This is a genomic window from Salibacter halophilus (assembly GCF_008806325.1).
GTDB classification, from domain to species: domain Bacteria; phylum Bacteroidota; class Bacteroidia; order Flavobacteriales_G; family Salibacteraceae; genus Salibacter; species Salibacter halophilus.
Genome location: NZ_WACR01000006.1, coordinates 1 through 13506, shown reverse-complemented (window position 1 = coordinate 13506; position 13506 = coordinate 1). Strand labels below are relative to the sequence as shown.

Genomic DNA, 13506 nt, shown 5'->3' with positions numbered 1-13506 from the left:
TTTGTGCGAATTTTTTGATAAAGAAGGTATAATATGAGTAAGCCAAGAATTTTGTTTGTGTCGCAGGAAATAACCCCCTACCTTCCTGAAAACCAAATGTCAAGCGTAGGGCGAAATTTGCCACAGGGAATACAGGAAAGAGGAAAAGAGATTAGGACGTTTATGCCGAGATTTGGCGTAATCAACGAAAGACGCCACCAACTCCACGAAGTAATTCGCCTATCGGGAATGAACTTAGTGGTAAATGATTTTGATCATCCATTGATTATCAAGGTGGCATCTATACAGCCGGCACGCATGCAGGTTTACTTCATTGACAATGAAGAATTCTTTCACCGCAAAGCAACATTTCAGGATAAAGAAGGAAACTTCTTTGACGACAATGATGAGCGCTCGATCTTTTTCGTTCGCGGAGTGCTCGAAACAGTTAAAAAACTAGGTTGGTCTCCTGATATTATTCACTGTCACGGTTGGATGACTGCATTGTTGCCAACTTACCTCAAAACAGTTTACAAAAACGATCCGCTGTTCAACGATACACAAGTTGTTTACAGCGTTTATGATCAACATCCCGAGAAAAAGATCGATGATGAAATGATCAACAAAGTGAAGTTTGACGGAATTGAGCACGATGAAATTTCAGTAATTGAAAAAGCTGAATACAACAACCTTCACAAATTAGCAGTTTCACATGCCGATGCAGTAATCAAAGGATCTGAAAATGTGGATAAAGGTGTTGAGAAGGCAATTAAAGAAGCTGATAAACCGTTCCTCGACTATCAAGACGAAGAATCATACATTGATGCATACTCAGAATTTTATGACAAAATACTCGATGAAAAATCGGTTCTTGCCGATTAAGAGCATTACTACCATAATGTCACAGGCAAAAGGGGTATTCGTTTACCCCTTTTCCATTTTATTAATTCTCGTAGCACTCTCGTCCTGCAAAAAAGACAACAAAGTTGGAGGCGAGCTACAACCCGATAGTGACAAGGTATCCGGTAATGTTGTGGATACATTTTCGATCAGGGCAAAAACTGTAAAAGTGGATTCAGTTCGTTCTGATGAAGGTTTTAGATCACTTCTCGGTGAATATTACGACCCAGTTTTTGGTCCCACCAAAGCGAGTCTGTTTTTGCAGTATCGCCCATCACAGGTTCAGGTTGACTTTGGTGATCCAAACAACCTCACATTGGATTCGCTTGTAATGTCACTCCCTTTCACAGTCGGAACCTCATATTACGGTCGAAATAGTTTGAGAGCAAACAATTTGGATCGCGTTTCATTTAAGATATATCGAGCTACAACGAATGTTTTCGCTTCAGATTCAGTTTATTCAAACGGTACAATCAGAAGCACTAGTGGAGTAAAGCAGTTCACTTACGATGAGAATAATCCCGTTGGTGAAGCAACGATTTATACTCCAAATGCCCAGGATACTCTTGAAATTGGAAGTAATACTGAGCCGCCACAATTGCGCATAAAGCTCGATTCAACTTTTGGTCAGCAGCTATTAACTGCAGGAGCAGGAGTTTACGATAATCAATTAGCTTTTATTCAGTATCTCAACGGACTTGTTATTGTTCCAGAAGACAACAATTATTTCCTGGATGCTGGTCAAATCATGTTTATCGATCCCGAGTCATCATTTAATCGCATGACAATGCATTACCGTATTGATGACGGAGCGGGTCAAAATGCAGAAACATACGAGTTCGTGTTGAACGATTCCAGTTCTTATTTCAACCTCTACGAACACGATTACAGCATGGCTCCCTTCCAAATGAACCTTGACGATTATGAAGGTGGACGAGAAAAACTCTACCTCCAGGCGATGGGAGGCACACGGGTAACACTTGAAATACCGCATATCGAGAACTTCTTTGATGATTTTGAAGGAGGTGTAATCATCAACCGCGCAGAGCTATTACTGCCGGTAGAGCAAAATGATGGATACAATCGCATAGCTCAATTGAGTATTGGTCAGTTTGATTCATCCCGCACCTTGTTCACAATCCCAGATGCTGTTGAAGGAACATCACACCTCGATGGTTTTTATGATACCACAAATACACGTTACCGCTTCAATGTGACGCGTTATGTACAAAACCTGTTTCTCAATTACGAGTCGGGTGAAAATGCTAAATTTGAAGTCGCGTTGCTAGCTTCTGGGGAAGGTGTCAACGCAACACGCTCGGTGTTAGCGGGCTATGACCCTACATCTGGCGCTAAACCTAAAATGAAAATTATTTACACCCCTGTAAATTAATCTGCCTTATGTGTGGAATTGTTGGTTATGTGGGTAGCCAGGAGGCATACCCAATCTTAATAAAAGGATTAAAAAGACTTGAATACAGAGGTTACGACAGTGCCGGAGTAGCCATTGTAGATGAAGATGATATTAATCTCATCAAGTGCAAAGGCAAAGTTGCTGATTTGGAGAATAAAGCTAATGGTCAGAACCTAAAAGGTACGCTGGGCATTGGTCACACCCGCTGGGCAACTCACGGACCGCCAAATGATGTCAACTCGCATCCGCATTACTCTCAAAGCAAAAATCTCGCGATCATTCACAACGGGATCATCGAAAACTACGATGCCCTCAAAAAAGAATTGGTCAACCAGGGATACCGTTTTGAAAGTGAAACAGATACTGAGGTTCTGATCAATTTCATCGAAATGGTGAGAGAAGCTGAAGACCTCAAACTGGAAGATGCTGTTCGTGTTGCCCTCAATCAGGTTGTGGGCGCTTATGCTATCGCAATTGTTGAGCGTGGAAACACAGACAAGATTGTACTCGCTAAAAAAGGTAGTCCGCTCGTTGTTGGAATTGGAGACGATGAGTTTTTCATCGCTTCAGATGCAACTCCCTTTGTAGAATACACGAAAAATGCAGTTTACCTCGAAGATGAGGAAATGGCTGTAATAGAGCGTGGAAAAAAACTCGAGATCAAGAGCATCACAGATAATAAATCGATCGACCCTTACATCCACGAGCTTCAAATGCATCTCGAAGAAATCGAAAAAGGTGGATACGATCATTTCATGCTCAAAGAAATTTTTGAACAACCCCGCTCAATTCGCGATACACTTCGCGGTAGATTACTTCCCGATGAAGGAATTATTTCAATGTCGGGTGTAAAAGAATACGGTGCAAAATTTGAAAACGCGAGTAGAATTCTGTTTGTGGCTTGTGGTACTAGCTGGCATGCAGGTTTGGTTGCAGAATACATGTTTGAAGAGTTTGCTCGCATTCCCGTTGAAGTTGAGTACGCATCTGAGTTTCGCTATCGCAACCCGATTATCACTGAAGATGATGTTGTAATCGCGATTTCACAATCAGGAGAAACGGCTGATACGTTGGCCGCAATCGAGTTGGCGAAGAAAAAAGGAGCTACAATCTTTGGAATATGCAATGTAGTGGGCTCTTCAATTGCTCGCGCTTCACATGCCGGAGCTTATACGCATGCCGGACCTGAGATTGGTGTAGCATCGACAAAAGCATTTACCGCTCAGGTTGCCGTGTTGGCTTTGATCGCGTTGGAGATCGGGCGCAGAAAAGGTGCTCTGACCGAGAGTAGATTCAGATCACTGATCAGCGAGCTGGATCAAATTCCCAAGAAAGTTGAGCAAATGCTCGAAAGTGAAGATATGACTGTAAGCATTGCAGAAATGTACAAGGACGTATCGAACTTTCTTTACCTGGGAAGAGGGTATAATTTTCCCGTTGCTCTAGAAGGTGCTTTGAAATTGAAAGAAATTTCGTATATTCACGCTGAAGGTTATCCGGCTGCTGAAATGAAGCACGGACCCATCGCGTTGATCGATGAAAACATGCCTGTGGTTGTTATTGCCACTAAAAACGGACAGTATGAAAAAGTTGTGAGCAATATCCAGGAGATAAAAGCTCGTAACGGAAAAATCATTGCTGTTGTGAATGAAGGTGATGAAACCATTAGAGAAATGGCCGATCATGTTATTGAAATACCAGATACTGATGAGGCGTTTACGCCTTTGATAACGACTATACCGCTTCAGTTACTCTCCTATCACATTGCTGTGATGAGAGGCTGCAATGTAGATCAACCGCGAAACTTAGCGAAATCAGTAACGGTTGAGTAATCGTTCGCTTTTTTAAGTTAAAGAGGAAAAGCTGGTTCTTTTTAGAGCCGGCTTTTTTTGGCTCTGACCATTACGAATGAGCTTTCTCTTCTGATGTTGTCTCGTTTTGTTTTGAGAGGCTCTCAGAGAAAAACTTTCTGTGAAAGAGTAGTATCATACCAACTCCAACTGAAATAGCTGTATCAGCAATGTTGAAAATAGGTCTGAAAAAGATGAAGTGATCGCCACCAACAACCGGAACCCAATCGGGGAAAAAGCCGCTGATGAGCGGGAAATATAACATGTCTACAACTTTTCCGTGCATCCATGTTCCGTATCCGCCACCTTCAGGAAATAACTGGGCAATGCTGTAATAGCTGTCACTGAAAATAACTCCGTAAAATACTGAATCGATGATATTTCCGAGCGCACCGGCCAGAATAAGCGTTACGCCAATAATAGCACCTTTTGGAGCACCTTCTTTTGAAATCCTTACAATGTAGCGAGCGATAAAGAAAACGGCTACAATGCGGAAAAGTGTGAGAAATAATTTGCCGTAATCACCGCCAAACTCCATCCCGAAAGCCATTCCGGGATTTTCAGTAAAGTGAATAATAAACCAGTCGCCCAGTACCGAGAACTCTTCGTTCAGGTACATATTGAGCTTGACCATGAACTTTGAGATCTGGTCGATAAGTAAAACTCCCAGTAGTACTAGTACCGGGAGTCGAAATCGTTTTATATTTTTAGCCAAACTGATTGATGTTGCGGTTGACAACAATTATTGCATGCGTTTAGCTTCAATGCTAAGCGTTGCGTGAGGAACTACTCTCAATCGATCTTTTGAAATGAGTTTTCCTGTCTTACGGCAAATGCCATAGCTTTTGTTTTCAATGCGTACCAATGCAGCTCTAAGGTGTTTGATGAACTTTTCCTGGCGAGCAGCTAACTGAGCAGTTTCTTCACGAGAAAGTGTGTCAGATCCATCTTCCATCATTTTGAAAGTGGGAGATGTATCATCAGTACCATTGTTGTTGTGTGAAATACTCGCGTTGAGTAGTTCGAGATCTTTTTCGGCTTCAGCGATTTTTTTCTCAATTATGTCTTTGAACTCAGCGAGTTCAGCATCGCTATATCTGCTTTTTTCTTTTGTTTCCATACAGCGGAAATGTTTTTATAGGTTGTTAAGTTTTCTCAATTCTAAATTTACAGGTGAGGTCTTCATTTAACTCGCTTTCATGAACGTTATTGCCTGAAAGTGAGTCGACAAAATTTAGCTCATCTGCTAATGTTTCCGCGCAAATATAATCGAAATTATCATTTACTGCAGCGGATAACAATTCTTGTGATTCCACGGTTATTACAATGCGGTCTGTTACGTCCAAACCACTGTCTTTACGCAGGTTTTGAATGCGGTTTACTAATTCACGTGCAATTCCCTCGTAGCGCAATTCATCGTTCAACTGAATGTCGAGCGCAACGGTAATTCCGTTTTCTGTCATAACGAGCCAACCCGGAATGTCGTCTGTCGAAATTTCAACATCGTCAGTTGTAAGAGTGATATTTTCACCCTGAACTTGGATTTGGATCTGACCATTGCGTTCTAACTCGTTGATATCTTCCTGCTCAAATTGATTGACAGCAGCCGCAATACCCTTCATCAGCTTGCCGTATTTTGGACCAAGCGCTTTGAAATCGGGCTTGATCTGTTTCACCAAAACGCCTTTTGTATCATTGAGGAATTCGATTTCCTTGATGTTCGTTTCCGTTTTGATGAGGTTAGCCACATCGCTCAGTTGGCGTTCAAAGGTGTCGTTCAGAACCGGAACCATGATCTTTTGTAATGGCTGGCGAACCTTGATACTCTCTTTCTTGCGAAGAGCGAGAATCATTGAAGATACTTGCTGTGCGATCGACATGCGCTCTTCGAGATCGGTGTCAATTTCACTTTCAACAACCTCAGGCATGAAGGCGAGATGAACACTTTCCTGATCTTCTTTTCCGGTAACGTTATTCAGATCGCGGTACAATTGCTCTGCATAAAACGGAGCGATTGGCGCAGCCAGTTTTGCAACTGCTGTGAGGCATTCGTAAAGTGTTTGATAAGCTGCAATTTTATCCTGACCGTAATCGCCTCGCCAAAAACGTTTACGACTGAGACGTACGTGCCAGTTCGACAGGTTTTCAACGACAAATTCCTGAATCAATCGGCCTGCTTTTGTGGGCTCGTAATCAGCATATGCCGCGTCAACTTCTTTAATAAGTGAGTTGAGTTTTGAGATTACCCAGCGATCGATCTCAGGACGGTCTTTGATGTCTATTTTATCCTCGCTGTAAGTAAAGCCATCAACGTTGGCGTAGAGCGAGAAGAAAGCATATGTGTTTTGAAGAGCTCTGAAGAACTTGCGTTTCACTTCATTAACTCCTTCGAGATCAAACTTGAGGTTATCCCACGGCTGAGCATTCGTGATCATATACCAGCGAATAGCATCTGTGCCGTATTTTTTCATAGCTTCAAATGGTTCAACGGCATTGCCGAGACGTTTTGACATCTTTTGTCCGTTCTTGTCGAGAACGAGACCGTTTGAAACGACATTCTTGTAAGCTACGCTATCAAAAATCATCGACCCGATGGCGTGCAACGTGAAGAACCAACCACGAGTTTGATCAACTCCTTCAGCGATGAAGTCGGCCGGGTAAGACTGGTTCTGATCGATAGCTTCTTTGTTTTCAAATGGATAGTGATGTTGTGCGTAAGGCATTGAACCGGAATCAAACCAAACGTCAATCAGATCCTTTTCACGCGTCATCGTTTCTCCCGATTTGCTCACGAGTTTTAGATCATCAACATAAGGACGATGAAGATCAATTTGATCGTAATTCGATTCATCCATATTACCGGGCTTGAAGTCAGCGAGCGGATTGTTGTCCATCACTCCGGCTTCAACGGCTTTGTCGATTTCGTCTTTCAGTTCTTCAACTGATCCCACGACTTTTACTTCGTCACCTTCTTCAGTTGTCCAAACAGGGAGCGGAATTCCCCAGTAGCGTGAGCGGGATAAATTCCAGTCGTTGAGGTTTTCGAGCCAATTCCCGAAACGGCCTTCACCGGTTGCTTTTGGTTTCCAGTTGATCGTTTTGTTGAGCCCGATCATTTGATCCTTCATCTCAGTTGAGCGGATGAACCACGAATCGAGCGGATAGTAAAGAACCGGCTTATCGGTACGCCAGCAATGCGGATAGCTGTGCGTGTACTTTTCAACGTTAAAGGCGAGCCCTTCCATCTTGAGTTTGATGGAAATGCGCTCGTCAACACTCAAATATTTATCGATGTTCTTGATGACATCTTTTAAATAGGTTTGTTGTTTTTTGAGAGCTTCCTCTTTTTCCTCATCGGTGAGGTACTCCTCTTTGACGTATTCGCCACCAATTCCAAAAACATCATCTTTTACGGTTTCCAGGAACTTACCCTGTAAATCAACGAGCGGACCAGGGTTGCCGTTTTTGTCTTCCACGAGCATTGGTGGAACACCGGCTTCTTTTGCTACGCGGGCATCATCGGCACCAAATGTTGGAGCGGTGTGAACGATTCCGGTACCGTCTTCGGTAGTGACAAAGTCGCCCGGAATTACACGAAAAGCATCATCCGGATTTTCCATCGGTTTGGCGTATGGAAGTAGTTGCTCGTAGTTCGTGCCCACGAGGTCTTTACCTTTGAACGATTCTGCGATGTAAAACGGAATCTTTTTGTCGCCTTTTTGGAAAGCTACAACGCCTTCAAGCGTATCGACCTGTTGGAATTTCTTTCCGAGGACGTTTTTGACAAGGTCCTTAGCCAACACGATAAATATTGGCTCGTGCGTGTATTGGTTGAAGGTTCTGACCAGAACATAATCGATTTTTTCACCTACGGTCAGAGCCGTGTTTGAGGGTAATGTCCAGGGAGTAGTAGTCCATGCCAGCAAATAGAGATTACCTTCTTCATAAGCAGCTTTAAGAGCCGGTACCTTGAAAGTTGAATCGGCAACTTTAAACTGTGCTATGATTGTTGTGTCCTTAACATCGCGGTAGCAGCCGGGCATGTTGAGCTCGTGCGAGCTGAGTCCGGTTCCGGCTTTTGGCGAATAAGGCTGAATGGTGTAACCCTTGTAGAGCAAGTTCTTTTCGTGAAATTGCTTGAGCAACCACCACACTGTTTCGATGTATTTTGTTTTGTAGGTGATATACGGATCGTCCATATCTACCCAGTACCCCATTTTTTCTGTGAGGTTGTTCCAGATATCAGTATAGCGCATTACCGCTTCGCGGCAGGCTTTGTTGTAATCAGCAATGGAGATTTTGTCCCCGATGTCTTCTTTGGTGATGCCCAGTTCTTTTTCAACACCCAGCTCAACGGGGAGGCCATGTGTGTCCCAGCCAGCCTTGCGTTTTACCTGTTTGCCTTTCATCGTTTGATAGCGGCAAAAAAGGTCTTTGATGGTGCGGGCCATCACGTGGTGGATGCCCGGTTTTCCGTTAGCAGAAGGAGGCCCTTCGTAAAACACGAATGGGTCAGAACCGGAGCGTTCTTCAACCGACTTTTCAAAGATGCGGTTGTTCTTCCAGAATTCGTTTATTTCATCTGCAACCTCTGTGAGGTTTAACTGCTTGTATTCGTTGAATTTCGCCATGATTTGGACTTTGTCCTAAAAATGCGAGCAAAGGTAAAATTTTGACGGGATTGCGCGGGGGAGAAAAAAGAATGTCCTTTATGTAATTGTGAATTTACGGTATTTACCGTATTGATTTCGCTCAGCGGGTAAGTCACTTTTGTTTTAGTGAAAACCCCAAAACATATCAACATGAGACTTGCCGGAATTTTCTTGATGTTTATTTTTAGTAGTTGTCTTTCTTATAGCCAGGCCGATTGGAGCTCTGTAGATTTTACTGATGAGTACAAAGGTAAATTCAAAATAAGCGGAGGATCAGCCAAGAGGTTGAAGAAATATCCACTCTTCGTTTCAGATTATGCCGTTTCACAGGCAACGCTGATGAAAGGAAGCGAAACAAGTGCCACGAAAGGAGTTTTTTCTGAGGTTTCAATTGAAGGACTCACACAGGAGAGCTACCAGCAGATGGTCAATCAACTTTACTCTGAATTAATTAAAGAACTCGAGTCGGCAGGATTGACGATTGATAAAGGCGATCGGGTTTTGCGATCTGATTATGTGCAAAAACGCGTTTCTAAAGATAAGGATAATGAAGTCATCGGCTCTACGGGAAATTCAGAGCCGGTAGCAGATAAAAAGAATGTTACAGAAGGAACGCTACCCGGCTACGGAGCTTTTGCCGTGATCAGGGATCTGACCTTTAGGCCGCAAGACAAGAATGTATGTTACACCACAAATATTATCAAAGAAGGTAATTTTGATATGAAGGTGTCGTCAAAGTCTGAAACAAATCTGTTGTCGATCAACTTTATGGTGAGCTTTGCCAACTTTGATGGTGGTAGAGGGTATAAAGATGTAAAGCTCGAGACCGAACCCGCACTTGCAATCAAGGCAGATGTCAAGTTGATTACAACCAACGGGTCTTTTAATAAGGTCTATTACAAGAAAACCGTTTGGGGTGGTAAAGACTGGGCTACGAATCTCAGTAAAGTAAACGATAACAACGGGGCAGCACAGTGGCTTGGACTGGCGAGATCGGCTGGTTATGTCATGAATGCTGATAATGAAAAGTACATTAGCGAATTACAGGCTATTCTTTCAGCTTTTCAAAAAGATATTGTGAGAGGAATAAAAAGTGAACTGTAATAAAGGCGGTTTTGTTTTCGGTCAGAACCAAAAGGGGTAGTATCAAAACCGTAAAAATGATGGGGGGGTCCGATGTTAAAAAGTTAGATAGCTGATTTATAAAGGTTAACATCGTGCAATCACGTATCTTTTTGATCTTCAAAACGTCTTTTGATATAAGCCCTTTTATGTTTTACAGGGAATGATTGTATTGTTTAACCAGATAGCCAATCAAATAATTGCTTCCCATAATTACCAGTATGGATTACTTGTGGGAAGTAAATACTATTAGCTTTAACTTGCTAAGCTGTTTTTTGTAGATAAAAAATAAAGTCATGCATTATTGCTAATAAACAGCATCATAGAATGACGACTACAACATTCTCAGATATACATGACTTGAGGCTAAATTTCAACAAGTTTCATCACTTGAGCGAATTAAAGTTAAGTGTAATGAATAACTGCACGCTCATATGGGGTGCAGGATACCTGAGTTCAAAGCAAAAAGTCGATTTATTTACTGATCACCGGATCAAACTTAAAACCCCATGAGGAGCAATCAAAAGGATTTTGAACCTTTTCCTTTTATGTTCAAAAAGTAGCGAAAAAGGATTGAAACACTCATTTCTCAATTGTGCGACCATATGATGATTAAAAGAAACTACGCAAAAACATTCAGCGGGCTAGCAACAAGAATGATATGCAAAATGACTGCTATTACAGCATTGCAGCTTATTAACCATCAAGACGACAGACATATCAATCACATTAAACATGCTCTCGGATCTTCAAACTAAAACCGCTAAAAGGGCTAAACCAGTATTTTTATAGATTTAACAGATGAAGCCAGAAATGATCAATTCTTGAAAGTCACTAAATAGAATGTTAGCCTTATAACCAGTAGACATAATAAAATATAACGATCAGGTTACTTAATAAGGGCAATCCAAAATAAAATTTAAAATAGAAGGCAAAAAGATTGCAAAAATAAGTAAAAAAAGTAACAGCTCTTAAATTTACTTACATTCGTATCAAGCTAAAACATGATGTACTCATACACATCAAAACCTTACAAGATTAATCTTGTAAGGTTTATTTCAAATGTTTAAAGGCATTAAAGATATAAATGTTTACTTTCAAGATTGAACACTCACTCTAAGGTTTAGTTATGTTTAATCGAGATTGTTAGGTTAAACAACCTCATTTTAATGAGGTTGTTTTTTTATTTAAATATTTGAACTATATTTTATTGTTTTTTTCTTTTAAAAAATGACAATCAAAAATAGTTTAATGTAAAAGAACTGCTTACATGATGATAATTCTACAGCTAAAAAATAGGATAAAAAGTCCGAAATAACTTTTAAAAACCCTGGAAATCGATATATTATAGGTATAAAACTAAACATTTCTCCAGTTATGACTTCCTGGGCTGAATCAATTTTACGAAAATTTTTGATCCCATTCACCTGCACTTTTAAGGAAAAGTAAACCGTGCCCGCATTAAATCGCATCTCGCAGTAGTTTTGGCTCTTTGCAAAGTTCAAAATGTTAATTTAAGCAAACTCTCCACTGGCTTTGAAACTGCAGGTAAAACCACAGCAGAATCTTCGATGCGTAGACTTGAGCGGTTCATTGCTGAGTAAGCATTGGACACCGATCTTATTGCAAAGATGATTATGAAGTTGATCCCGTTTGAAGATCCCTACCATTTGTTGATGGACTTAACCGAATGGGACTTTGGTACGTTCCGGATTAATAATCTGGCTTTGGGTATTGTCTACAAAGGCTGTGTATTCCCTGTACTCTTTACTATGCTCCTCCCTAAAAATGGAAACTCTAATACAGATGAACGTGTACACTTATCGAGCGCTTTATCCACCCTTTTGGACGCGAAGCCATATGGTCATTGTTGGCCTACAGGGAATTTGTAGGAAACAAATGGGTCAAATACTTTAATGGTATCAAAGTTAAAGCTTCACACCTGTTTAGTCAATTGATAGTGGGTGAAAAAACCTGGAAGGAAAAGTCGCTGGTCGTATGTGAGGTAAAATGTTACCTGACAGCCTGTAAGGTCAATGGTCGAAATAACAAGCCAGAACTCCAACTTATCATTTCCTATGATCAGGAAACCTGTTCCATTAAAGAGTATGAGAACCGCTGGCAAATTGAGACTATGTTCAGGGGAATGAAGTCCAGCGGGTTAAACCTGGAACATACGCACTTAAAACATATCCAGAGCATGTGGCACGGCTGTTTGCCCTGGTTATGATTGCATAAACATGGGCATATAACAGGTGCCTAAGTGCATGACACACTCCGAAAGATACCTGTAAAATCACATGGCCGCAATGCCAAAAGCTATATGAAATATGGACTGGAATTTTAAACACAGGTTTTTCTAAACCCTCTTAGAGCATAAAAAAATAATGTATTTAAAGTTTGATTATGACTTAGGACTTTTGGTTTAAAAATGATCAGTGTTATTGTTGAAAAAAAGTAATTATAATTACAAAAAAAAATGCTGTTATATCACTTTATATCACATTTTTAATTTCTATTTCTTCCAATTGTTTAATGGTATAATGATTTAGTGAAATTTGCACAAATTATTTTCAAAATTCAATTATTCAATAATTTAATCATTATCATGAACAAACTAAGACATTTATTTTTATTTTTAACTTTCATAGTAGTTAGTACTAATGCTTTTTCGCATTCTGTTCAAACCTTTTGGGAAGAAAGGAATGATGGTTCTATTCGATTTTGGTTAGAACACTGGCATGGGACACCATCTCCAAGTTCTCTTTCAAATTTCTATATAGTTGTAGATCAGGGATCAGGCAATCAAAATGTCACAGCTACTGGATCAGTGAACAACACCTCTTTCAGTAATTTACCTGTTCAAGGATCCGTACAAAACCGATCAACCTGTACTGGAGCAAATACTTATGACAACTGGGTTTATTACGATTTTTATCCAGCTGCGTGTAACCAATCTTTAACAATAACATTTGTAGATGGCCCACCTGTTGAAACAGAACCAGCTTGTGGAGGACTTTTCGGTTTTTCTGTAACAAAAAACTTTAATGATAATGCTGCGCCAACTATTGTTGCTAATGATTTAAATGTAAGTACATCATCAACGAATTGCTCTTATGTAGCAGGGTCGTTTTCAAATGTTACTGTAACAGATAATTGTGATTCAAATCCTAATGTTTCTTACAGTATCAACAATCAATCAATTAACCCTTCTACTTATCAATTTTCTGTTGGCTCAACAACAGTTGATGTAACAGCATCTGATAATACAGGTGTTCCAACTAATAACACATCAACATCATCTTTTAACGTTGTAGTTTCAGATAATATTAGTCCTACCGTCCAGGCGCAAAATATAACGATTCAACTCGATTCCAATGGACAGGCTACAATTTCTACATCAGATGTCGAAAATGGGTCATCCGATAATTGTACAACGCCTACGTTAAGTTTAGATCAAACAGCTTTTGATTGCAATGACATAGGAACAAATACAGTTACGCTTACAGCTGATGATGGAAATGGTAATACTTCAGCTGCCACAGCAGTTGTAACAATAGTCGATACAGTATCGCCAAATGTATTGACA

At 40.6% G+C, this 13506-nt stretch carries 9 protein-coding genes and 1 pseudogene; 7 read left to right on the top strand and 3 right to left on the bottom strand.

The window, feature by feature from the left end; translation table 11 throughout:
* Nucleotides 1-33 precede the first annotated feature (33 nt).
* The 3 genes from F3059_RS07625 to glmS are packed head-to-tail and all read left to right on the top strand — an operon-like array spanning nt 34 to nt 4125.
* Entirely contained in the window at nt 34-861 is an 828-nt protein-coding gene (locus F3059_RS07625; protein ID WP_151167871.1) for a glycogen/starch synthase, read from the top strand.
* The gene (locus F3059_RS07620) at nt 836-2272 is read left to right on the top strand and encodes a DUF4270 family protein (protein ID WP_170265125.1); all 1437 of its coding nucleotides are present in this window, start codon (nt 836-838) and stop codon (nt 2270-2272) included. The genes F3059_RS07625 and F3059_RS07620 overlap by 26 nt, the downstream gene beginning before the upstream one ends.
* An 8-nt stretch (nt 2273-2280) precedes the next feature.
* Nucleotides 2281-4125 (top strand): glutamine--fructose-6-phosphate transaminase (isomerizing), encoded by a 1845-nt coding sequence (gene glmS / locus F3059_RS07615; RefSeq protein ID WP_151167868.1) that lies wholly within the window; start codon nt 2281-2283, stop codon nt 4123-4125.
* A gap of 70 nt (nt 4126-4195) precedes the next feature.
* Here glmS and F3059_RS07610 read toward each other — a convergent pair whose 3' ends face one another.
* The 3 genes from F3059_RS07610 to ileS are packed head-to-tail and all read right to left on the bottom strand — an operon-like array spanning nt 4196 to nt 8774.
* On the bottom strand, nt 4196-4858 hold the full coding sequence (locus tag F3059_RS07610; protein ID WP_223274571.1) for a lipoprotein signal peptidase: 663 nt from the start codon (nt 4856-4858) through the stop codon (nt 4196-4198).
* Nucleotides 4859-4885: 27 nt separating this feature from the next.
* Nucleotides 4886-5263 (bottom strand): TraR/DksA family transcriptional regulator, encoded by a 378-nt coding sequence (locus tag F3059_RS07605; protein WP_151167866.1) that lies wholly within the window; start codon nt 5261-5263, stop codon nt 4886-4888.
* Nucleotides 5264-5288: 25 nt separating this feature from the next.
* Entirely contained in the window at nt 5289-8774 is a 3486-nt protein-coding gene (ileS, locus tag F3059_RS07600) for an isoleucine--tRNA ligase (protein WP_170265124.1), read from the bottom strand.
* A 171-nt stretch (nt 8775-8945) separates the two neighbouring features.
* On the opposite strand from ileS, the gene F3059_RS07595 reads away from it, so the two are divergent.
* From F3059_RS07595 to F3059_RS07585, 4 genes and pseudogenes are all read left to right on the top strand, one after another.
* Nucleotides 8946-9899 carry a hypothetical protein gene (locus tag F3059_RS07595; protein WP_151167862.1) on the top strand — a complete coding sequence of 318 codons (954 nt, stop codon included), beginning with the start codon at nt 8946-8948 and terminating at the stop codon, nt 9897-9899.
* Between the two features lie 1655 nt (nt 9900-11554).
* Nucleotides 11555-11809, top strand: a complete 255-nt coding sequence (locus F3059_RS13675; RefSeq protein WP_170265123.1) for a hypothetical protein — start codon at nt 11555-11557, stop codon at nt 11807-11809.
* Entirely contained in the window at nt 11788-12147 is a 360-nt protein-coding gene (locus tag F3059_RS07590; RefSeq protein WP_151167860.1) for a hypothetical protein, read from the top strand. Before F3059_RS13675 ends, F3059_RS07590 begins: the two co-directional genes overlap by 22 nt.
* Nucleotides 12148-12525: 378 nt before the next feature.
* Nucleotides 12526-13506, top strand: a pseudogene (locus F3059_RS07585) (hypothetical protein); the annotation flags it as partial.